This is a genomic window from Aquiflexum gelatinilyticum, assembly GCF_024813435.1.
In the GTDB taxonomy this organism is placed as follows: Bacteria; Bacteroidota; Bacteroidia; order Cytophagales; family Cyclobacteriaceae; genus Cognataquiflexum; species Cognataquiflexum gelatinilyticum.
On the sequence record NZ_JANAEZ010000010.1, the window covers coordinates 143,567 to 165,661 of the forward strand.

General features: G+C 40.7%; 17 protein-coding genes. 8 read left to right on the plus strand and 9 right to left on the minus strand.

Annotated features, from left to right (window positions below):
• The first annotated feature begins 129 nt into the window (after positions 1 to 129).
• Entirely contained in the window at positions 130 to 957 is an 828-nt protein-coding gene (locus NK987_RS18815) for a hypothetical protein (RefSeq protein WP_259265116.1), read from the plus strand.
• Positions 954 to 1,880, plus strand: a complete 927-nt coding sequence (locus NK987_RS18820) for a glutaminase (protein ID WP_259265117.1) — start codon at positions 954 to 956, stop codon at positions 1,878 to 1,880. Before NK987_RS18815 ends, NK987_RS18820 begins: the two co-directional genes overlap by 4 nt.
• A gap of 292 nt (positions 1,881 to 2,172) precedes the next feature.
• Here NK987_RS18820 and NK987_RS18825 read toward each other — a convergent pair whose 3' ends face one another.
• From NK987_RS18825 to NK987_RS18840, 4 genes are all read right to left on the minus strand, one after another.
• Complete coding sequence (locus NK987_RS18825) at positions 2,173 to 4,557, minus strand: OmpA family protein (protein ID WP_259265118.1); 2,385 nt, start codon at positions 4,555 to 4,557, stop codon at positions 2,173 to 2,175.
• 2 nt (positions 4,558 to 4,559) lie between these two features.
• Positions 4,560 to 5,723 carry a hypothetical protein gene (locus tag NK987_RS18830; protein ID WP_259265119.1) on the minus strand — a complete coding sequence of 388 codons (1,164 nt, stop codon included), beginning with the start codon at positions 5,721 to 5,723 and terminating at the stop codon, positions 4,560 to 4,562.
• A 158-nt stretch (positions 5,724 to 5,881) separates the two neighbouring features.
• A complete protein-coding gene (locus NK987_RS18835) occupies positions 5,882 to 6,175 on the minus strand; it encodes a thiamine-binding protein (protein ID WP_258421319.1) in 294 nt (97 codons plus the stop codon).
• 224 nt (positions 6,176 to 6,399) lie between these two features.
• A complete protein-coding gene (locus NK987_RS18840) occupies positions 6,400 to 7,065 on the minus strand; it encodes a GDSL-type esterase/lipase family protein (protein WP_259265120.1) in 666 nt (221 codons plus the stop codon).
• Between the two features lie 273 nt (positions 7,066 to 7,338).
• Between NK987_RS18840 and NK987_RS18845 the strand changes: the two genes are divergently transcribed.
• Positions 7,339 to 8,370 (plus strand): DUF4407 domain-containing protein, encoded by a 1,032-nt coding sequence (locus tag NK987_RS18845; protein WP_259265121.1) that lies wholly within the window; start codon positions 7,339 to 7,341, stop codon positions 8,368 to 8,370.
• Here the strand turns inward: NK987_RS18845 and NK987_RS18850 are convergent, their stop codons facing one another.
• The 5 genes from NK987_RS18850 to NK987_RS18870 form a co-directional block, all read right to left on the minus strand.
• Complete coding sequence (locus tag NK987_RS18850) at positions 8,371 to 10,797, minus strand: DUF5686 and carboxypeptidase-like regulatory domain-containing protein (protein WP_259265122.1); 2,427 nt, start codon at positions 10,795 to 10,797, stop codon at positions 8,371 to 8,373.
• Positions 10,798 to 10,870: 73 nt separating this feature from the next.
• On the minus strand, positions 10,871 to 11,635 hold the full coding sequence (locus tag NK987_RS18855) for a DUF5995 family protein (protein WP_259265123.1): 765 nt from the start codon (positions 11,633 to 11,635) through the stop codon (positions 10,871 to 10,873).
• Between the two features lie 61 nt (positions 11,636 to 11,696).
• A complete protein-coding gene (locus NK987_RS18860) occupies positions 11,697 to 12,857 on the minus strand; it encodes a dipeptidase (RefSeq protein ID WP_258421325.1) in 1,161 nt (386 codons plus the stop codon).
• Between the two features lie 45 nt (positions 12,858 to 12,902).
• Positions 12,903 to 13,313, minus strand: a complete 411-nt coding sequence (locus tag NK987_RS18865; protein ID WP_258421326.1) for a DUF779 domain-containing protein — start codon at positions 13,311 to 13,313, stop codon at positions 12,903 to 12,905.
• A 232-nt stretch (positions 13,314 to 13,545) separates the two neighbouring features.
• Positions 13,546 to 15,072 carry an aldehyde dehydrogenase family protein gene (locus NK987_RS18870; protein ID WP_258421327.1) on the minus strand — a complete coding sequence of 509 codons (1,527 nt, stop codon included), beginning with the start codon at positions 15,070 to 15,072 and terminating at the stop codon, positions 13,546 to 13,548.
• 221 nt (positions 15,073 to 15,293) lie between these two features.
• On the opposite strand from NK987_RS18870, the gene NK987_RS18875 reads away from it, so the two are divergent.
• From NK987_RS18875 to NK987_RS18895, 5 genes are all read left to right on the plus strand, one after another.
• Positions 15,294 to 16,214 (plus strand): AraC family transcriptional regulator, encoded by a 921-nt coding sequence (locus NK987_RS18875; protein WP_258421328.1) that lies wholly within the window; start codon positions 15,294 to 15,296, stop codon positions 16,212 to 16,214.
• A 709-nt stretch (positions 16,215 to 16,923) separates the two neighbouring features.
• On the plus strand, positions 16,924 to 17,661 hold the full coding sequence (locus tag NK987_RS18880; protein ID WP_259265124.1) for a glycosyltransferase family 2 protein: 738 nt from the start codon (positions 16,924 to 16,926) through the stop codon (positions 17,659 to 17,661).
• Positions 17,654 to 19,906 carry a lipid-A-disaccharide synthase N-terminal domain-containing protein gene (locus NK987_RS18885; RefSeq protein ID WP_259265125.1) on the plus strand — a complete coding sequence of 751 codons (2,253 nt, stop codon included), beginning with the start codon at positions 17,654 to 17,656 and terminating at the stop codon, positions 19,904 to 19,906. Before NK987_RS18880 ends, NK987_RS18885 begins: the two co-directional genes overlap by 8 nt.
• 75 nt (positions 19,907 to 19,981) lie before the next feature.
• Positions 19,982 to 20,650: a response regulator transcription factor gene (locus NK987_RS18890; protein ID WP_259265126.1), complete on the plus strand. Its 669-nt coding sequence runs from the start codon at positions 19,982 to 19,984 to the stop codon at positions 20,648 to 20,650.
• Positions 20,647 to 22,026 carry a sensor histidine kinase gene (locus NK987_RS18895; protein WP_259265127.1) on the plus strand — a complete coding sequence of 460 codons (1,380 nt, stop codon included), beginning with the start codon at positions 20,647 to 20,649 and terminating at the stop codon, positions 22,024 to 22,026. The genes NK987_RS18890 and NK987_RS18895 overlap by 4 nt, the downstream gene beginning before the upstream one ends.
• The last annotated feature ends 69 nt before the right edge of the window (positions 22,027 to 22,095 follow it).

Genomic DNA, 22,095 nt, shown 5'->3' on the forward strand with positions numbered 1-22,095 from the left:
ATAAAAGAAAATTATATACATAAGAAATTTATGTATAGGAAATATAAAAATTAAATTCTTCTTCTCTTTGAAAATATTTTTTGAATCAGATAGTTATAAGTTTGAGTATTAAAAACTTGTTCAAAATAAATGAGTTCAAAGTTCATTGTCTTTCATTTTTTATCCTTGATTCTTTTCCTGTTTTCATGGGAAGTGGAGGCCCAATACATGTCTGACGACCACAGACGGGTGGCACGGTGGCACCGACAGGAACAATACCAAAAGATGAGCCGGGAGGATGGAGGCTATTTGTTTTACAATGGCGGGTGGCGGATCGAATCCGAACCTGACAAAGTGGAAAGTTCATATTCCAATTGGAGCGGATTTCATGGATTAAATTATGGCTACCGCAAATCGAACCTCAGCTATGAAATTGGCCTGAATTTTATCTATCACAGTCCGGATGATTTTTTTTATATCCCCGAATTGGACCATTCAGTTTATTCTCCAACCGGAATAAACAGCCTCATCGTCCCAATTGGTATCCGCTTTAATATTCCTGTCGGAGAAAAGGAAAAGTTCAGGTTCGGGGCTAATTTCGCAGTCAATTGGATTGCTGTTCCTCTTGGAAAATACAATAGAGAATCCGGTCGTGGTGTATATGAATGGGGAGGAGATATTCCTTCTTCTGACAGGTTGGTGTATACTTGGGAAGCTGATAAGCAAAGAAGCAGGATTTTCTTCAAAGCGGGAATCCATGGAGAACTTCAGTTTTTGAAATCTTCCTTTTTGATATTTCAGGTTTCGCGTGCATTTATGCTCAATCCGGCCGTAACTTTCAATTATGAATGGACAGGAAAAGGGCAGGAGGGAAGTTTTCAGGTGGATAGTGTGATAGACGGGTACATGTTTGAAATCGCCTACAAAATTCCTTTAAAGGTTTTAGGTGCCAAATTAAATAAGGAAATTGAGCCATGAACTACCAAGCAATCATTGACGGCATCTACCATGAATTAAAAGACCAGGATTTTGGAGGGAAAGTCGCGGACTATATTCCCGAACTGGCAAAGGTCAATCCCGATCATTTTGGGATTGCCTTGGTAGACCTGGAAGGGAAAGTGTATGGAGTTGGTGATTATGACATTCCTTTTTCCATTCAAAGTATTTCTAAAGTATTGACTTTGACTATGGTCGCCCACGTTTTCAAAGATAAACTTTGGTCAAGGGTAAATGTCGAACCAAGCGGTAATCCTTTCAACTCGATTGCGCAACTGGAATTCGAAAAAGGAATCCCGAGAAACCCCTTTATCAATGCCGGGGCATTGGTAATCACCGATGCACTCAGCACTTTACACCAAAATCCTTTGGAAGAAATCCATGCTTTCATCAACGAAATCGTGGGAAGAACCTGCGTCCAAATCGATGAATCGGTGATGAACTCGGAGATCGCCCATTCGGAGAGGAATACGGCTTTGGCTTATTTTCTAAAGGCCTACAACAATTTTGAAAATAACATCCAAGAAGTCATTAGGACCTATTGCGGCCAATGTGCCATCGAATTATGTTGTGCGGACCTTGCAAGATCTTTCTCCTTTTTGGCTAACCAGGGATATTCTATTTATGCCAAAAGGCAAGTCCTCAGCCCGATCGATACCCAAAGGATCAACGCACTGATGCTCACTTGTGGTTTTTATGACGAGTCGGGAGAGTTTGCTTTTCGTGTTGGCCTGCCCGGAAAAAGCGGCGTAGGTGGAGGAATTGTCGCTGTGATGCCCAACAAATTTTCTGTCGCTGTCTGGAGTCCGCCTCTCAATGGCAAAGGCAATTCCCCAAAAGGCGTCAAAGCCCTGCAGATGCTTAGAGAAAAATTGAAATACTCGTTATTTGAAGAAAGAAAGTAGGAAGTATCAAGTTTTTAGTGTCAAGTATCAAGACAGAAGCGCGAGACGAGAAACGAGAGGCGAGATTTTTGGACAAAGCATGATGTGCCAAGACCTAGTTTCCAGTCACAGTTGGCAGTCGAAGGATTCAGTGTCAGTTTGAAGTAGTTTTTATCTTAATGGAACATTACTAGTTTGCAGTTTTAGCATCTTTATCAACTTGACAACCTGACAACGCGAAGCAGACAACAATTAAAACAATTCCAACCATAACAACATTGAAAACCAAATAACCAATTAACCTTCCACGCAATCACTTCCTCTCCAACCTAACTTCCACTCTTCGATCGAGTTCATTGGCAGTTTGGCGTGTTCCACGGATGACCTGACCGCCGGTTTCCAGTCGGAGTTGCTCGTCTTCTAACCCAAATTCATTTTTCAGGAAATCTGCCACGGAATTCACACGTTCTTCCGCCAGCCTGAGGTTGAAATTCACATTTCCGGTATTGTCTGCAAACCCTGTTACCACCAACAGATACCCTTCATTGTTTTTCATAAATTCACCTAAAAGGCCTAATTTTTCGGTTTCTGAGGCATCAGGGAACCTTTGGTTCAGTTTAAAATAAACAATTTCCTTGGATTTGAATAGAGGTGTTTTGGGTTCTTCTTTGGATAGTGAGTCATTAGGGATTTCCAAAGCCATTGATGCTGAATCTCCCTCCAAAGGTATTCCGAGAAGATCCAACCCAAGCATGGCGGAAGAAATTGCCAAGATGGTTTCTTGGTTTTCGAGAAACGCCTGTGCAACAGCAGCTGAGTCAATAGGCCCATTGTCATTATCGCCATTGTCTGACAATGCAACTACAGTGGCCACTCCTCCTGCCGCAGCAAAAGGCCACCACCACCTCTTTCGCCGTTGCCTTTCATCTTGTTCGGCAACAGTATTTGTATTTTCTTTTTGGATAGTCTTTGTGTTTTCAATGTATTGTGGCTTTTGCTTTTTGGGCTTGTTGGCTTTTTGGTAGTCACTATATTCCCTGAGAATCCTGTCCCGCTCTGATTTCAGGTATTTGTTTTCCTGCTCCATTTGGGTCAGTCTTGCTTCAGAGATGGTTTCCTCATTTGCCGATGTCATGCCAGTAGGGGAGGCTTGATTTTCGGTGGGGGTTTGTCCATTATCCTGTAGATTAGTTTTTGAGGTTGAAGAAGCAAGATCCTTTTTTTCCGAACTCAAGGCTGACTCACGGAAAACAGAATCTGAAACCGCGACCTGCTTTTGAAAAACACTATCCATATTTGGGAAAACCAAAACCCTTTGCTCCAAAGGAAGATTTCTTTTGAGCGCTGCTATCGAGTCAATTTCCTGAAAAAGTTCCTGCTGCCTGCGGTAAAGGCTATCCATGCTATACCTGACATTGAATCTGGCTTTTTCTGAAGAAAGCAATAAATCCTGCTTTTCTTTTGGATCCAGCCTAGAATCTTTCTCCAGGTTTTCATATTGGCTGTCAAATGTCCGGGAAAGGTCCAAAAGCCTTCTTTCTGTTGTTTTTCCTTCAATGATCCGGGTTTCTCTTTTTTGGATTTCCTGCTCAAATGCCAGGATTTTGGTGGCATAAGCCAAACTGTCCAACCTTTCTGCTTCGATCAATTTGAAAGTATAATTAAAATTATTGGTGATTTTGACTTGTCTTTCAGGCAATGAATCGAGTTTGTTTTCCGGTCGAAATTTTGAGGTTTCTTTTTGGTTTATAGGACTATATGGATGATAAGAGCTCAGTCTTGGTGCTTTAAAAGTCTTTTTGCTTGCTCCGAAATTGAATTTCAAGCCGATCCCATGGTAAATAATCCAATCCTTGCCACCGTCAGGATGGCCGCGATAGGGGCTTTCAGGATCAATTACATTTGTCCCCGGTTTGGCTGCATAAGCCTGAAAATCATTGTCATAATTCATCCTGTACTTGCCGCTAGCATCGTCAAGGAAATCAGTGAAAGTGTGTAGAAAATCACTTTGGGCAAAAAATTCCATCTTTTGTCCCAATCGGATACGGAATCCCAATCCAAAATTAGCATACCAAGAATCAAGGTCGTAGCCATTAACCAACTCGGTATTCCAATCAGAAAGGTTGGTCTCATAAATCCCATCATGGATGATTCCCGGCAAATTTTGATCATAGCGTTGGCCGTCACCATCCAAAAGATCTCCTTTTACCTCAAAATGGATATATCCCAAACCGAGAGTAAAATAGGGGGCAATCAATGAATTGAAAGGAAGGAGCCTGTCATTGTCTGACTTGAAAACAAATGAAAGACCAAGATCACGGGTATGGTTTTCAAAATTCAATCCCCGGGCAAAGTTGGGGTTCTCTAGGTAAAGATCCCCGTTACGTTGGATATACCTGTCACTCATCCCAAAATGGTAATTACCAAAGTTCAGCATGAGTCCAATGGTCTGATTCAGCTGCTTCTCCAAAAATATCTTATAGGAAGGCCGGTCAGCATAGTTTTCATTAAAGTAAAACAAATGCCTGTTTGCATCCCAATTATGGAGTCCGTCGAGCTTGTAAGGAGTGAGGTCACCATAATAATTGGTGAATCCGCCGCTTGCTCCGATTCTCCACTGAAATTCCTTTTGCTGGGAATATGCTCTCTCAAAAATGCAAATGAGGCCAAGTAAAAAAAGAAAGGTTCTTTTTTTCATCCTTACCGTAATTTATTGAGTCCCATCCAAAGGTTAAATTCCAAGCTGATTCCTGTAAAGAACTGGACATAATCATGGCTGATTCCGGTATTGATTTCTTCGTGGTTGACCAAAACAGCCCCAACATTGAACCGCATAATCCTAAAAAATTTATAGCCAAGACCGGCATACATCGGTACCCCAATAAATTGTCCGGTGATTTTGTCTCCTTGTTTTGTCTCAAAGTTTTGGATAAATACACCTGCAGAAAAGGAGGTATTCCCAAGGAACTTTGTGAATGTTCTGTTGCCTAAAGGAATGGAAACTCCCGTGTAAAATCCGTGTAGATATTGGGTATCGGGCAAGTACCTTTTGAAAGGAATAGTCGCATATCCAAAATTCAACGGTAAGGTTGAAGGTTTTTTTTCAGTAGGGAAACTATCTATCTTCCTGATTTCAACCAAGGTCAGCAAGCTGTTGTCCACAAATTGATCCGATTCGTTTTGGGCGGCGGCAATGAGTTCATTGATGTATTGGTTGGCATACACTGCCTTGTCGTTGTCTTCCTTGTTTTTACCGGTTATGTTAAACCTTGCTTTCCTGAGCTTCAGGCGGTCTCTCTGTTCCAGTTTTTGGCGGAATATTCCGCTAAATCCTTTGAATTCTTTTCCTAAATAATGCCGGTAATCTTCCAAGGCATCGATCACGATTTGATCCATTTGAGCCATCATGACATGGTTTGGGTGGTTGGCTCGGATACCTTTGGAGGAAACCTCAAGATTGGCCCTGATGTAGGATTCAAGGTTATTATTGATGGATTTTTTGATTATTTCAAGTTGTGTAGGTTCAGCTTTTTTGAAAAAGCTGAACTCAAAGCGGTAATTTTCATTGCTTCTTAAAGGGTCAGAGACAAATAATTCAAACTGGGAAATTTCAAAATCAAAAGGTTTTTCCCAGGAATAAGTTTTTTCTATGTTGGATGATTTTCCTCCCCTCAGCACCCTGACTTCTACCAGTTCAATATTCTTAGGCAAGGCTCCTTTTACAAAAAAAATATCCTCCGAAGGCATCGGCATGTTGCCATTGATTTCATTGGTAAGAATATCGTAATTGACTATTTTGATTTGTGCAGCTACTTCATTTGAAAAGACAATCAGGCATAGGAAACCAATAAAAATCCGGGTCATTTTTCAGGACAGTTTAACAGTTGTTTCCACGGAATATCGGAGGATTTTTTACCAAAATCAAAAAAATAATTGAGTTTAAAATTCAATGGTTTTAAACCGAATCAGCTGATTTGCCAATAATAGATAGTCTGTTTTTTAGTCTCTGAAATTCTGCATTTTTACCTGAATTTGGCTGTTTTTTCTTCCATGGTAACATCGTATTCTTTTCTGACCTGCATTCGGTAATAGACCAATACTTCATCCGCCCCCGCTGCCAATACGGCCTCTTGCGCAAGTAAAGCTATCGCCATCAGTTTGTCCTGTGGGCCTTCCATCACGGTTTCAAATGGGGTGACTTCATATTTGACGCCTGATTTTTGGATGACTTCAATGGCTTTGTCCACCAAAGCATAACTGTCGAGGGTTTTGCTTTTTGGGACAATCTGGATTCCGAGATTGATGGATTTGGACATGGTTTAGATTTGAGACGTGAGACTTGAGATGTGAGATTTGAGAAATGAGATGTGAGACAGAAGCGAGAGGTGAGAAGCGAGAGACGAGAGTCAAGAAGCGAGAACTTTGTACTAAGAACCAAGTACCATGAAACGAGACTAGAATCCAAAATAAAACTCTTCGACTATGTTCAGGGATTGAGCTTAGAAACAGTTAACCAAATAACCATTAACCAAATAACAAACTACCTTAAGTGCTCTTTCACCGCTTTCTTCCAGATTTTGTAGCCTTTGGCATTCATGTGGAGACGGTCTTCGACAAATAATTCTTCATTTGGACTTCCTGACTTGTCAAGCATTGATGCCCAAACATCGATGTAAGTTACCTTTTCTTTATTTTGGGCCAGCATCCTGACTTCCTCATTGAGGGCCATCATTTGACCTCTTTTCTCCCAACGGCTTGGACTTGGCTTGGTTCCGATAAAATAAAATTCTGTATCCGGAAATTTCGTGCTTACCCTTTCCATCAGTACCGCATATTCGCTGAGCACCTGCCTGACAGGTTTGCCGGCATTGATGTCATTCTCTCCCACATAGATAAATATTTTTTTGGGTTCAAAATTGATGACCAGTTCATCAAGGTAAAGCAAAAGGTCATCTGTCTGCGATCCTCCAAATCCCGTATTGACGATTTTCGATTTTGGAAAGTCTTTTTCCAATGTTTTCCAAAAGCGGATACTGGAGCTTCCGGTAAAGACAATTCCTCCTTTATAAGTTGGAAGATCTGCGTATTTGACGACCAAAGCCGCAACCTCAACTGCGAATCTATTTTCCTGTGCCTGGATATTTGCCAAACTGGAGGTGAAAAAGAAAACTAGCACAAGGATCTTTGAACCAAAAGGATTTTTCATATTCTATGTTTTTAATTATAGCTTGAAAGTAATGATGTGCCAATTTCGGACAAAAAATGAACACTTTTCTAAAGTTTTCCAGATTCGGACAGAATATTGAGATTCATTACCTCCCCGTGGTTTGGAAGATTTTTTTACCCAAATCTTGTTTCTAAACCTTATTTCCCTGATTCCATCCCATTTTTATCAAGTGAAACCAAAAACTCCATACTTTCGCAGGTTCTAGTTCGTTTTTTGTTAGCAGTTTTGTATTCCAAGCAATCCCATCCGATTATGAATAAAATCACCAAATTCTTTTGGTTCTGTTCCGGTGCGTATGCGCCCCTTTTGACCAAAACACCGACCGAAACACACAAATATGTCGGTATCGGCGGAACTGTATTTTTTACGGGACTTTTGGCAGCGATTTCTGCGGGATATGCCCTTTACACAGTTTTTGAATCTCCCTGGTATGCTATCGGGTTTGGGTTGGTTTGGGGTTTAATGATTTTCAACTTGGACAGGTTTATCGTGGCAAGTATGCGCAAGCGCAACAATGCTTTGGCGGAATGGAAAATGGCTATACCGAGATTGGTGTTCGCCGTGCTTTTGGCCATTGTGATTTCGAGACCATTGGAGCTTAAGATTTTCGAAAGGGAAATCAACAGGAAATTGGATGAGAAAAAAACTGCCATGATCGCCCAAAGCAAGGAAGCTTTGAAAGCTGGATTTTCTGAAATCAATGGATTGGAAGCCAAAAAAGACAGTTTGAAATCAGAAGTTGCTGCTGCGACAGCTTTCCGGGACAAAGTCCAAAAGGAATATGATTTCGAGCGCTTCGGCACCAAAACAGACGGAACCAGCGGGATAGTCGGATTGGGAAGCAATGCCAAGAAAAAAGAACAACAACTTGACATTGCGCAAAAAGACTTGGAAGCACTTCGTGCCGGCCATCAAATTAGAATGGATACTTTGGATTCTGAAATCAAAAAACTGACTGCTTTGAGACAGGCGGAATTTGATAAGATCCAACCCAATATCGACGGATTTGATGGATTGGCAGCGAGATTGGATGCTTTGGAGGTTTTGACCAAAGAGAGCAATGCCATGTTTTGGGCCAATATCATGATCATGCTGCTTTTTGTGGCAGTGGAGACCGCACCGATTTTTGTCAAATTGATATCTCCTAGAGGACCTTATGATGAATTGCTGGACTTGGCAGAATTGAGGGTTCAGGTATATGCCAATGAACAAACTGTCAAAACCCGCGAAAAAAGCGAACAGAATATTCAGGTTTTCAGAACTGCTAATGGTTTAAGGGTGTGATCAAAATGAAGCGGTAATCGACAAAGTGATGGTCAGGTTTTCTTTAAATGTCGGATTTGCATAAGGTCCATATCGGTAAAAAGCACCGAGTCCCCATCCCCGGTATTGAAGTCCTGATTTTTGTTTGATTATGTTGTTTAATTCAATGCCCGATTCGAGATAACCTTTTTCCATGGTTTTGAAATCGACAAAATCATAAAACTCTGGATTACTCAAACTGCCGATAGCAAAGCTTTGGTGAAATTTGAGTTGCGGGGCAAAAATCGCCTTTCCTGCTTTTTTGTAAAACAAAGGACCTGTCTGATGGGAATAGCTCGCATGCATACTCCTTTCAGAAAGGAATTCATACAGAAACATAGTCTGTAAATATCCTGGAAACGATAAGGCAAAGTCCAAAGCGTTCCTCTGTCCGACATTGATGCCATAACCTGTGTTTAGGTAGGAAATCGGCAGGTTATCTCCCCAAATGCCATGTGCCGAAAGGTGGAATTGATTCAGGGAATTACCGGAACTCCATTGGTGTTGGAATTTGAATTCAGTGTTCCAAAAATCCACATTTCCTCCAATCGCATCCGGAATGGCTTTGGACGCCCGCAAGCTGACCACAGGATAGGATAGGGTCCAAGAAATCAAATTATTTCCGATCCTTGACACATTTTCCCCTCCTACAAAACGGAAATCGATCCCTGTCTCTGTTGCGGTAAAGACGCTAGGAAAATTGTCGGAAGGAACTCCAATGGCATAATTGAGTACATTGGAGCGGTTTTCTAGTGAGCCAAATATTCCTAATCGGACACCTTTCAATGGCATTTGGGAGAATTCGACGGAATACCGCTCCACTTCATCCATGCGGTCGGCAAGGAAATTTCTAAAAATGTTTCCCGCAGAACTGAACGAGTTGGTTTTGGTAAGTAAGGTTTTTCCCGGTTCGGAGATGTCTTGGCTATAATACAAGAGCAGCTTGGAATCATATTTTTTATCCAATCGCAATTCTGTCCCCGCTCCGTATTTCCAGCTTTTGTTTCGGAATCCATACCTAAAATAACCCTCAAATCTAACAACATCGGACAGGGTTTCATTGGAGGACAGGCCCAACCCTAATCCCACACTCTCAAACCTATTGAATCTCAATACCCTGTTTGGAATCAGATCAACAGGTCCCAATGGAATTCTTCCCGAGCTCAGTTGGGTCAACAACTTGGAGGCCATATTGAGACGTCTTTTGTCTTTTTCGGGCATATTGTCAAACCTCACATAGGTGAGATACTCCCGGGAAGTAAGGGAATCCAAACGGAGATTTCCCCAATCATAAAGGTCATTTTGAATGTCAAAGTTGAGTGCAATCGGTCCGAACTTCGTACTCCGATCGAGCTCATTGATTTGTACTTCGGAGAGGAAAGTCTGGTTGGTGATTTTAAAAGCTTTCCCCTCAAATTCCATTTCCGGTGCAAGGTAGATACTGTTCAATTGCTCAGGAAACCAATTTTTGCCATCCCAACGGTTCTTTTGTTGCAATTCAAAAAGTAAGTTTGTATCTGGGTCGGATGGTTTGATGACCATATTTTCCAAGGCATATTGCAAAGAGGAAATGTACATCAGTCCTTTACCCAATTGGTAGACTTTGCCTTCTTTGGGTTGGTAGCTGATGATGTAAGAAGTGCCGATTTCATTTTGGATACTGTCTTCGAGGAAGTAATCGTATTTTCTCAATCCGTCATTGGAAAGTGGATTGACATAAGGAACTTCAAGGATTTTGATATGGTCTGTGTAAAATGAAAAAGGCTGAAAACTGCTCGAAGCCATGGCCACAAGCGGGTTTTCTATGCCGGACATTTTGGAAGCTTTGACCGTTTCGTTCCTTTTTCCCGGCTTTTTGAAAACCACTTCGGAGAAGCTTTCAGTCATAAAAATGTGCCCTCCTTTGAGAAAATTTACTGTGGTATCATCCACTTCAGGCAGTTCGTTAAGTCCATCTAAAGTCATGACCATTTTGTTGTAGCTGGTAAATCGATATGAATCAAGTTTGTCAGGATTATTCAGGTCTTTGTTGGCAATTGCTTTTCGGATGATAGGTAAGGCAGGATTTTCACCGGCAAGGATTTGTACCTCACCTAATTCAACAGCCATTGGAACCAAAAAAATATCCGGCCTTGATTTTAGTGCTTGGAGGGTAATTTCTTGTGGAAAATATCCGACATGTGAAATGATCAAAACCTCATTGTCTACAAATGGATCCAGTCTAAACAAACCCCTCACATCTGTTGTTGTCCCCTTTCGTTCTTTTCCTTTTACCTGAATATTTACAAAAGGAATGGGTTGGTTTGTTTTTTGGTCGTAAACATGACCTGATAGCAAGGTTTGCCCAAAAATGGTTAAGGGAAATAAAAACAACAGGGTAATCAAAATTAGTATGTGGCTGATTTTCATAGATTGAATCTCTAAACTAATTCTTTTACCTGTCTCTGTTTAAAATGTTTTCAGATTTACACCAAAGCAGGTTTTAAGTGACCGAAATAGAAGTTTTGGAGGCTTTGTCCAGTTGGTCCATAATTTCAGGAACTGATTTCCACTCGGCCAATCCTATCAGCCAAACCCAAAGCCTGAGCTTGATTCCGGGATTGATCAGGCCTTTGGCCAATAAGGTGATGGCTTTGTCCCTTTTCTGAATAGCTTCGATTTTGTCTGAAGAAGCTTGGTATTTCCAGGCAAATTTCCAGGCACCGTCCCGGGCGAGTTTGATGCTGAAGTTTACCAGGATTTCTTCTTTACCTTTCGCAAACCGGATCAAGGTTTTGAAAAACGGAGAAATAAAACCTATGTTATCCTTGACTCCATCTACCAATTCTGCCAGCACAGCATTGATTTTGTTGAAATCGTTTTGAAGGGATGCTAGGTCATGTCCATCTATGGTTTCCACCGCAGCAATTCCCAGATCAAGGTTGATGTGGGCATTGATTCCGAGAAGAAGATGCTGGAGGACGAGGTGTTTGGTAGAATCCGCTGCCTCAAATGCATGCTCCCAACTTGCGGTAGGTTTTTGGCCTGACTGAAAAGCGTCATAAGCATCAATAAACCGCTTTGCAAACAGCACGTCGAGTTTTTCCATTCTTGGATTGTCCTCAAATTCTGAGTTGAGGATTCCGTTTTTGATCCTTTTGGTCACCTGTCGGTACAAAATGGCAAAATAACCTATCCTGCTGCTTTTGAGACGGCATTCAGCGACAATTTGGTCCATGCGTAAGATTACCTCGTCAATTGTATGCATGTTTTGATTTTCTTTTTGCTGAAATAAAAAGTGTCTTGTAAACCTGCCTTCCTGATTTTTATTAAAGGTTTTCCAACAAAAACCTCTTTACATTTTCACCCATTATGGCTTTGATTTCTTCATCTGAAAATCCTTCCTGCATCATTGCTTCTACGATTATCGGTAATCCGGTAATATCAAATGGCACAGCCACATTTCCGTCATAATCAGATCCAAGTGCAATATGTTGAATACCGACAAGGTTTTTGACACGCTTCATGCAGGCCACGATTCCGCTGATTTCATTTTCACCAACTGCCATGTCAAAAAAGGCAATTCCGATAATCCCTCCCTTGGCTGCCAGCCTTCGGATCTGACCATCGGAAAGGTTTCGGGGAGAATTGAGGACTGCCCGAATCCCGGTATGGGAAACCATCACAGGCTTTGAGGATAATTCCAGAACATCGTCAAACATCTTAGGAGAAGCATGCGCCAAATCAATGACCATGTTCAATTCATTCATCCTTTTCACTACGGCTTTGCCAAAATCTGTCAATCCTTCGCCACTCAGGCCGTGTGCCGAACCACCGAGTTCATTGTCAAAAAAATGTGATGGGCCGATCAGCCTCACCCCCGCTTCATACGCTTTGTCCAGATTTTCTATTTTCCCCTCAAGGGCATGTCCTCCTTCGATTCCTAATAGGCCTCCAATGATGTTTTTGTCTGTTTTTCTTGCTTCTGCCAGTTTCTTAACATCTTCACTGGACTTGATGATCATGAATTGCCCATCAAAATCTCTGGAAAATTCTTCCAACAGGGCAGATTGATAAAGCGTCCGCTTCATGAGACTAAACCAGTTGGATACGGGCCTGCCCTGTGCGATGTTGAGCAGAGTAATATTGTCAGTTGCGTCCTCACTGTTGACCTCCATGTTTTGACCTTTGGGTGACTTAGACACAATAGTGAAAACCTGCATGGCTGCATTTCCCTCCTGCATTCTTGGGAAATCCACATGACCGTTTTCTGATTTTTTGGTCAGGTCTCTTCCCCATAACAAAGCATCGCAATGAAGGTCAGCCACAAAATCAAAGGAATTGAATAGGGCTTGGGCTTCAGGAGATACTTTGTAAGGAGGAAGGGTTTTGACGGGATTTCCTTTTTTCTCAATGATTCCTGGCACCACCATCGTAGCAATCCAATAAATTAAAAAAAGACCGATAAATGCGATTAAAGTTTTCTTCATAGAGGTAAAAGGTTTCGATATGAAGATAACGAAAAATAAGAATTGTCAAAACATGCTATCCATCACCTCATCCCCAGTTTTGGTGGGAATCAAGTTTTCAAATTCTTCCATGGTAAAGAGCCTTGATCTGATTAAAAAACGAATTCCCATAGGGATTTCAATCGAAAAACTGCTTCCCCTACCAGGAGTAATATCTAAAGTGAGTTCGGTGTGTTTCCAATATTCAAATTGGTCTGCACTCATAAAAAAATCACAGCCATATACTTCGCCCATCCATATGTCGCTTCCGCCAACTTTGAAATCGCCTTTTTCGAAGCACATCGGAGAAGAACCGTCGCAACAGCCACCGCTTTGGTGAAACATCAGATCTGATCCAAACCGTTTTCTCAAAGTGTCTATCACTTCCATTGCCGCTTCGGTGATCAGGACTCTTGGCAAATTGTTCTTTTGTGTCATGGTTTTTGGGTTTTATTTTTAGCTAATTTGACCTTAGGTGACGGTCCACAGTCCATACCTGTCCGCCGTGGCGGAGCCGCTACTAATGCACTTCGATCCGAATCTTATATGGTTGGCGGTAAGTAACCCCATAATTATTTATAATAATTGTTTTTTGTAAAAAAAGAGAAGTTTCCTTCATTCAAAGGAAACCTCTCAAATCTCACGTATCAAATCTCTTGTCTCAATCTCCTTAAAAGAAGCCGAGTTTTTTCTTGTCGTAGGAGATGAGCATGTTTTTGGTCTGACGGTAATGGTTGAGCATCATAAGGTGATTTTCTCTTCCAAAGCCTGATTTTTTATAACCGCCAAATGGGGCATGTGCAGGATAAGCATGGTAGCAATTGACCCAAACCCGTCCTGCAAGTATCGCTCGTGGAACTTGATACAGTTCGTGTGCATCCCTTGACCAAAGTCCTGCACCTAATCCGTACATGGTATCGTTGGCGATGGCAATGGCCTCCTCTGTGGTTTTGAAAGTAGTCACTGAGACGACAGGACCAAAGATTTCTTCTTGGAAGATCCTCATCTTATTGTGGCCTTTGAATATGGTAGGCTGAATATAGTAACCATTTTCCAATCCCGAATTCAAAGAAGCCTTTGTGCCTCCGCAAAGCACTTCTGCACCTTCCTGCTTCCCGATATCAAGGTAAGAAAGGATTTTCTCAAATTGGTCATTGGAAGCCTGGGCACCCATCATGGTGTCTTCGGCTAAAGGATGTCCCATTTTGATGGCTTTGGTGCGGGCGATTACTCTTTCCATAAACACATCATAGATGTCTTCATGGACCAGAATTCTGGAAGGACAGGTACAGACTTCGCCTTGGTTCAATGCGAAAAGTACTGCACCTTCCACTGCTTTGTCAAAGAAATCATCATCGGCAGCTGCAACAGACTTCATAAATATATTGGGAGATTTGCCGCCCAATTCCATGGTGACAGGAACTAGGTTTTCGGAAGCGTATTGCATGATCAGACGACCTGTGGTTGTCTCTCCGGTGAAAGAAACTTTTGCAACCCTGCTGGATGATGCCAAAGGTTTCCCTGCTTCTACCCCAAATCCTGTAACCACATTCAGGACCCCCGGAGGAAGGATATCACCAATGAGTTCCATCAGCACCATGATGCTTGTAGGAGTTTGTTCCGCAGGTTTGACGACGGTACAGCATCCGGCAGCAAGTGCAGGAGCGATCTTCCATGTGGCCATCAATAGCGGAAAATTCCATGGAATGATCTGCGCCACAACCCCTAGCGGTTCATGAAGTGCAATGCTGACAGTATGCTCGTCATGTTCGGAGATGGTGCTTTCATCAGCCCTGATCACACCGGCAAAATACCGGAAATGGTCAATCACCAGCGGCAAATCCGCAGCCCTTGTCTCTCTCAATGCTTTTCCGTTATCTATTGTTTCTATTCTAGCCAGCATCTCCAGGTTGGCCTCTATTACATCTGCTATTTTGTTGAGCAATTTGCTCCTTTCAGTTGCGGAAGTTTTGGACCATGAAGGAAATGCCTCATGTGCAGCGTCTAATGCTTTTTCAATATCAGCTTTGTTCCCTCTTGCAGCTTTGGAAAATACTTTTCCGTCAATAGGAGAAATATTGTCAAAATACTCACCTGAAGAGGGTGCTACCCATTTGCCTCCGATAAAATGGTCATACTTTTCTTTGATGTGAGGCCGATCAACCGGCTTTGCTTCGGATAATGTTAATGTTGTCATGATTTAGGTTATTTTGGAATTATTCAAATTTCCCAAATAAGTTTTCTAAAAAATCCACCTATCCGATCAAGTCATCCACTTAAATTGATTAATTGAGTATTTAATGGCAAATGCTCAGTCCAAAATCCGTAATCACCCATCCCAAACGGATGCTGAAATTAAATATGCTTTTGAAAAAACATTCGTAATTGCTAACTTTAACATTACCCAAAATATCCAAAATGCAAAATAATTTTATAGCTGGAGTGCCTTGGAGGAATGAAAAAGACCTGAAAACCCTAGTGGAAAACAGGACTACCTATACTTTGCATGATTGCGAACTCAATATTTTTGAAACCCACCAAGAGGCTAAAAATGTCAACCTGACTTTTGGAGACCTGGTATTGACTACCATGCTCAAAGGGAAAAAGGTCATGCATTTGTTTGAAAAACCCGGATTTGAATATTTGCCGGGTGAATCTGTGATAGTCCCTCCCAATGAAGTGATGAAAATCGACTTTCCGGAAGCAAATCTGGAAAATCCCACGCAATGCATTGCCTTGTCAATTTCCAAAGAGATGATAGAAAACACCTTCAATCTATTGAACGAAAGGCTTCCTGATAAGGAAGTGACCAAGGATTGGGGTTTGGACCTATCCTATTTTCATTTAATCAATACCCAAGACCTTTCAGAAATTATCAACAGGTTTATCAGGATCGGGGTAAAAGAAAGATCCAAAGAAAAGGACCTTATCGCCTCTTTTGCATTGAAGGAACTTTTGATAAGGCTTTCCCAGACCCAAGCCAGGGAAATGCTTGAAAAGACCTACAAAGCGCTTTCATCCTCCAACAGGATGGCATATGTTATTGACTATATCAAAACAAATATCCGGGAAAACTTAAACCTTGATGAACTCAGCCAAAAGGCTTGTATGAGTAAAGCGCATTTTTCCAGGACTTTTAAAGTGGAGCTTGGCCTCTCTCCGATGGATTATATCCTGAAGGAAAGACTCAGGCTGGCCAAACAATATCTTCAACTAGCTAATTACCAAATTCAGGAAGTCTGTTTTTTGTCTGGATTTAACAATATCACCTACTTTATAAGGGCTTTCAAAAACGAATTTGGTGTTACTCCAAAGGTTTTTCAGTTAACACAGAAATAACCAAACATCCTTCGGATGTTTAAAAATTGTTAAAAAATATTTTATGGTTTTTATGGTCTTTTAATATGCTTTTATTAAGTTTAAAAAATTTTGGTAGTGAAAAACATTTAAATGTTTATAATTTACCAAAGTTTATACGGCTGTAGTCAGTTACAAATAAACCCACACTTGGAGTCTTTTACAGAGACTCCTTTTTTTATGTCTATTTTTTAAACCTGTTTTTTACTTTTCAACAAAAAATATATAAATATTGGTTAAAATTTAAACCACTTTTTTGATTTTATACATTTTTATAATTCAACCAAATCAATATCAATCCAACAATAAGTAATTGGGATATGATTTTTTGATTTTGCATGAAAATTTGACCCTGAGATCCAAAAAACATTATGAAATCGCTTGAATCTTAATAAAAAATGGAAAATGCCTAGGTTTTGGCTCTTTTTCTAGCTTGATGTGGATTCATCTCCGATGATTATATTGCTACCATGGTTTAATGCAGAATTTTTGGAAAGCTTTGCATTCAAAGAGATGAAAGAATGAATATTTAAGAGAAATCCGATTCTTATTTCTTTTTTTTACTCTATTCTTCACAAAGATACCATGAATTAGATCCCATTCTTTTAAGGCCTATTTAAGTTTTTCTTAAGCCAATCTTAAGATTGGAGAATGAACTTTGACACATTGTTTGGAGAAAAACATTTTTAAAATGAATGGTATCACGATTATCATACCTGTATTCAATGAAGAAGGAAATATTCTAAAGATATGGTCCGAAGTTGATCATTATCGCAGAAAATCCAAGTTTGAGATCTTTACACTTTTTGTAGATGACGGTTCGACAGACGGTAGTTTATCTTTGATCAAAGAAATTTGTACCCAAAATGAAGGATTTGGCTTTATTTCATTTGAAACCAATAAGGGTTTAAGTGCGGCGATTAAGGCAGGTTTCGATTATTCCAAAAGCAAATGGGTAGGCTATATCGATGGGGACCTCCAGACCAGCCCAAGGGACTTCCTGAAATTTGAGAATCACCTTCAATCCTTTGACCTGATGACGGGTGAGCGGCAGAACCGGAAAGATGGAATAGGTAAAAGAATATCTTCTTCCTTTGCCAATTGGATCAGGAATTCATTATTGAAGGACGGTATGAAGGATACAGGATGCCCCCTGAAAATCTTCAATAGAGAATTTGCTTCGAAGCTTCCTTATTTCAATGGTTTTCATAGATTCTTCCCAGCCTTGACCCAGATCTATGGTGGAAGGATAAAGGTTATTCCTGTCAGTCATTTCCCAAGGACTGAAGGCAAATCGAAATTTAACACCTTCAACAGAATGGTTCAACCCTTGTTGGATTTGATTCTAGTATATAGATTAAAAAAAAGGAAAATCAGCTATTCCGTAAAGGAAATGCACCTTTCCAAAACCATGGTGTATCATGAATAATCTTTTGGTGTTGGGACTAGGCTTGACTGCCCAGGGACTTTTTGCTGGAAGGTTTGTGGTCCAATTACTCCAGACTGAAAAATCCCAAAAAGTTGAATCACCTGCTTTGTTTTGGAAGCTGAGTTTACTTGCTTCTTTTTTCCTTGTTGTTTATGGGTTTATCCAAAACGACATCGTTATTGTTGGAGGCCAGCTGATTGGGTATGTCATTTACATCCGTAACCTTCAGATCAAAGGTGATTGGGGGAGGTTGCCATATACGGTACGGTTATTTGCTTTTATGCTACCTGCACTCCTGTTTAGTTTCCTGGTTTTCGGTTTGAATTTCAATTGGCAAAATTTCATGGACAATCCCGAAATAGACGGGTTACTTTTGACTTGGGGAACAGTAGGACAGGTAATCTTTTCCTCCAGATTTGTGATTCAATGGTTGCATTCGGAGAAACTCAATGAGTCTGCCTTCCCGATTTCATTTTGGTATATCAGCATTGCAGGGGCATTGATGATATCGGTTTACGCAATATTTAGGCAGGATGCGGTGCTCTTTATTGGGCAAGCATTTGGTTTGGTTGTTTACTTTCGCAACATGTACATCCATTACCAGCCTATATTGAAAAAGCCTGTTTCTTTGGTTTCAAAGTTCAGAGATTTCAGACTCCCTACGCTCATGGTTTTTATGGGAATGGTTTTGTTTTTTAATCTTGGAAACTGGGAAGTAACCGAAGGCAGTGAGGCCAGGTATGCTCAGATATCAAAAGAAATGTTGACTTCCGGTGATTATATCCATCCTACATTGATGGGAATTTATCATTATCATAAGCCCCCGATGACTTATTGGATTACATCATTAGCGTATAAGGTATTCGGAATTTCTTCATGGGCTGCACGTTTTATCTTACAAATCGCCATCCTCGTACAGGTCATGTTAGTCTTTCAGATTGGGAAGCTATTTTTCGAAAATAGAAAAACTGCATTTTATGCTGCTCTGATTTTCGCATCATTTTCCATCATAATTGTCTCGGGAAGGGCTTTAACAACCGATGCATACCTCGCGGTCTTTGTCTTGGCTGCTATGTATTCCTGGTTTTTGTATTTCAAAGCTCAGCAAAGAAGGCATTTGCTCTTGTTCTACCTGTTCCTTGGACTTGGTTTTCTGACTAAAGGCCCTGTGGTTTTGATAGTTCCGGTTTCAGTCTTGCTATTTCAAAAAATCAGTCAAAAAACCAAACTGGGAAATCTCTTCGGTCATCTTTTAGGCATGGGAATATTCCTTATAATCGGACTTAGCTGGTTTGTTTTGTTATATATTGAAGACAGGCAATTTTTAGATTATTTTGTTTTCAAACATACAATCCAAAGGTTTTCCACCAATACCTTCAGCAGAAGTCAGCCCTTTTGGTATTATTTTGCCATCGTCGGAGTAACTGCCTTTCCTTGGATTTGGATTATTTTATTTCAGGCCAAAAAAATCTTGCTTGGAAGAAATAAGCGATTGTCCCTACTACTGGCTTGGATCTTTATTCCTTTGGTATTTTTCTCCCTGAGCCAATCCAAACTTGTCCTTTATATCCTTCCAATTTTTCCCGCCATAGCACTTGCAGGTGCTCTCATATGGTCAAATTTGCCTGAAAAAAGTCAGGTTTTTTGGGATAAGATTCAGTTTTGGTTTCAACTTATTGTCATTTTAGGTTTGGGATTTAGTCCGCTTTTGGACCCGAGGATTGTCCTCAGTTATAAGTTTTTCTATATCCTTATTCTGACTGCCGCTCTTTTGATTTCCATGCGGATTGTTCCTATCAAGTCGAAGGAAAGGGCTGTCCTGACCGCATTTTTATTTATCGTGGGAATCACTGCTGCATCAACCTATTTTATGGGAAATAATTCAGGACTCGTCAATGACCAAAAAAACGTGGCTGCTTTTATCAATGATGAACTTCCGGAAGCCCGACATATTTTGGTCTACAACCGAAGGATACCCTCCATGTCATTTTTGATGGATAAAAATATAATCTCTCTCTACGACGGTTCGGCTGATCTGAATAGGGAAACCCAATTTCAAAAAGACGATTTATGGAAAGCCAATTTGATTAACCTTAAAGATGATCCGGATTGGTTATCACAAAAGATGCCTGACCAATCTGTTTTAATGATCAAAAATGACGGCAAGAGCCCCATTATGGTCCAAAAAGCCAAAACACTTTTTCCAAATCAAATTGAACTAGATGGTTGGCTTTTGTTTTATTGAGGTGATTTCACCTACTTAATCATCTTGAAAAATGGAAAGAATTTGTAATTTGAGAAAAATGGAAAATATCAGATCATGAGGATTTTGGTAATAGAAGATGAGAAGGGGATTTCAGGTTTTTTGAAACAAGGACTTGAAGAGGAATCCTATGCAGTAGACGTGGCAGATGAAGGGAAACATGGCTTGGAGTTAGCCTTAAGTGGAGATTACGACCTCTTATTGGTGGATTGGATGCTTCCCGGAATGAGTGGAATAGAAATTACCCGAAACTTCAGAAAAGCCTTTCCTGATACGCCTCTGATATTTCTTACCGCAAAAGATACTTCTGATGAAGCAGTCTTTGCACTGCAGGCGGGTGCGAATGATTACATCAGAAAGCCTTTTCATTTTGAAGAATTGCTTGCCAGGATCAGGGTGCAGCTAAGACCAAAATCGGGACAGCAATTGAATTTCACCCTTGGACCGATCGTTTTGTATACCGAAAACCATCGGGTAGAAAAGGATGGAAAGGAAGTTTTCCTAACGCAAAAAGAATTTGCTCTACTCGAATATCTCATCCGGAACAAAGGGAAAGTATGCCGGAGAAGTAGAATCATAGAAAGCGTATGGGATATCCATTTTGAATATGACACTGGCGTGATCGATGTTTTTATCAATTCCATCCGAAAGAAACTCGGTCTCAGCAAAGAAGATAATTACCTACAGACTATCAGAGGTGTCGGCTACATGGCACAGGAAATATGAATCTGCCCTACAAAATACGGCTTTCAATCTATCTCACCGGAGCTTCGGCACTGATTGTATTGCTTGCTTTTTGGCTGATATATGGGGTCGCAAACTGGACCCTAATCAGGATCATCGACCAGGATTTAGCTTTAGAGACCAAAGTTCACCAAGATCAGATTACAGTCGTGGATGGAAAGATCAGGTTTTCGCATAAAGACGAATGGGAAGAGGAGGAGCATAAGGAAATTCAGTTTCATCCCATTTTTATAGAAATCGTAGATCCGGAAGGCAATCAACTTGATAATTCACCTAATCTGGGAAACCTTAGGCTTGGTTTTATAGAAGGGCACTCGTCTGCCAAAGAAGGGTATAACCAGTTTTTGGGAAATCAGGAGTTACGACAAATGCAGATTGCTTTAAAACATGAGGGAAAAATTGAGGGCTACCTCCTTGTCGCTACTTCATTTGAGGAGTCAAGAAACTTACTCAATAACCTCAGGATAATATTATTTCTTTTGTACCCTCTTATTTTGATATCGCTTTTTTTGACGATGAGGTTTTTGGCTGGGAAGAGTATCCAGCCTGTAGATAAAATCACCAAAAGGGCAAAAATGATTTCCCAGAAAAATCTCAACGAGCGGATACCCCTTCCGGAAAATAACGATGAGATAAAAGCGCTTACAGTTGCCATCAACGACCTGCTCGAAAGGTTGGAAGAGGCCATGAAAAGAGAGCAACAATTCACTTCGGATGCCTCTCATGAACTCCGAACACCGCTTTCTGTGCTCAAAGGAAATTTTGAGGTGTTGATCCGTAAGCCCCGGGAACAGCATGAATACATCGCCAAAGTAAAATCAGGTCTGGAGGAAATTGATAAACTCAACAGCATCATTGACCAATTGCTTGCCTTGGCAAGGTTCCAAAAAGATGCCTGGGATATCCATGAAATTGATCTTGGTAGTATAGCACAGGAAGTGACAGATTCGATTTTTAAAAGCAAAGGGAGACAGGTCCATTTCCAAAACCGGTCTGAATTGCCTCTTTATGTGCAGTCAAATGAAAAATCGGTTTTTATCATATTGAACAACCTCCTTCAAAATGCCCTGAAATATTCCAAGGAAGACACAGAAGTTTCAGTTTCAATCTGGAGAGAAAATTCTGCGGGTATTCTTGAAGTGAAAGACAATGGAATCGGCATTGAAAGAGACGCTCAAGCTAAAGTTTTTAATCCTTTTTATCGTGAAAATTCGCCTGAACTGGGCAAAGTTCAGGGCTCCGGATTGGGACTTTCGATTGTAAAAAAATTATGTGACCAACTGGGAATTTCAATCTCCCTTCAAAGTGAAAAAGGTCATGGGACAGCTGTACGGCTTATTTTTCCGGATAAGGTTTAATTTTTTGAGTACATCAGATACAGTGTACCTATAACTATAACGACACCATTTTGGGATAGGGACTAAGAT

Excerpts from the sequence above, each read along its gene's own strand:
- NK987_RS18815 (WP_259265116.1), top strand. The coding sequence starts at position 130 with ATGAGTTCAAAGTTCATTGTCTTTCATTTTTTATCCTTGATTCTTTTC.
- NK987_RS18870 (WP_258421327.1), bottom strand. The coding sequence starts at position 15,072 with ATGACAACATTAACATTATCCGAAGCAAAGCCGGTTGATCGGCCTCAC.
- NK987_RS18820 (WP_259265117.1), top strand. The coding sequence starts at position 954 with ATGAACTACCAAGCAATCATTGACGGCATCTACCATGAATTAAAAGAC.
- NK987_RS18840 (WP_259265120.1), bottom strand. The coding sequence starts at position 7,065 with ATGAAAAATCCTTTTGGTTCAAAGATCCTTGTGCTAGTTTTCTTTTTC.
- NK987_RS18880 (WP_259265124.1), top strand. The coding sequence starts at position 16,924 with ATGAATGGTATCACGATTATCATACCTGTATTCAATGAAGAAGGAAAT.
- NK987_RS18845 (WP_259265121.1), top strand. The coding sequence starts at position 7,339 with ATGAATAAAATCACCAAATTCTTTTGGTTCTGTTCCGGTGCGTATGCG.
- NK987_RS18830 (WP_259265119.1), bottom strand. The coding sequence starts at position 5,723 with ATGACCCGGATTTTTATTGGTTTCCTATGCCTGATTGTCTTTTCAAAT.
- NK987_RS18875 (WP_258421328.1), top strand. The coding sequence starts at position 15,294 with ATGCAAAATAATTTTATAGCTGGAGTGCCTTGGAGGAATGAAAAAGAC.
- NK987_RS18885 (WP_259265125.1), top strand. The coding sequence starts at position 17,654 with ATGAATAATCTTTTGGTGTTGGGACTAGGCTTGACTGCCCAGGGACTT.
- NK987_RS18850 (WP_259265122.1), bottom strand. The coding sequence starts at position 10,797 with ATGAAAATCAGCCACATACTAATTTTGATTACCCTGTTGTTTTTATTT.
- NK987_RS18855 (WP_259265123.1), bottom strand. The coding sequence starts at position 11,635 with ATGCATACAATTGACGAGGTAATCTTACGCATGGACCAAATTGTCGCT.
- NK987_RS18835 (WP_258421319.1), bottom strand. The coding sequence starts at position 6,175 with ATGTCCAAATCCATCAATCTCGGAATCCAGATTGTCCCAAAAAGCAAA.
- NK987_RS18825 (WP_259265118.1), bottom strand. The coding sequence starts at position 4,557 with ATGAAAAAAAGAACCTTTCTTTTTTTACTTGGCCTCATTTGCATTTTT.
- NK987_RS18865 (WP_258421326.1), bottom strand. The coding sequence starts at position 13,313 with ATGACACAAAAGAACAATTTGCCAAGAGTCCTGATCACCGAAGCGGCA.
- NK987_RS18860 (WP_258421325.1), bottom strand. The coding sequence starts at position 12,857 with ATGAAGAAAACTTTAATCGCATTTATCGGTCTTTTTTTAATTTATTGG.
- NK987_RS18890 (WP_259265126.1), top strand. The coding sequence starts at position 19,982 with ATGAGGATTTTGGTAATAGAAGATGAGAAGGGGATTTCAGGTTTTTTG.
- NK987_RS18895 (WP_259265127.1), top strand. The coding sequence starts at position 20,647 with ATGAATCTGCCCTACAAAATACGGCTTTCAATCTATCTCACCGGAGCT.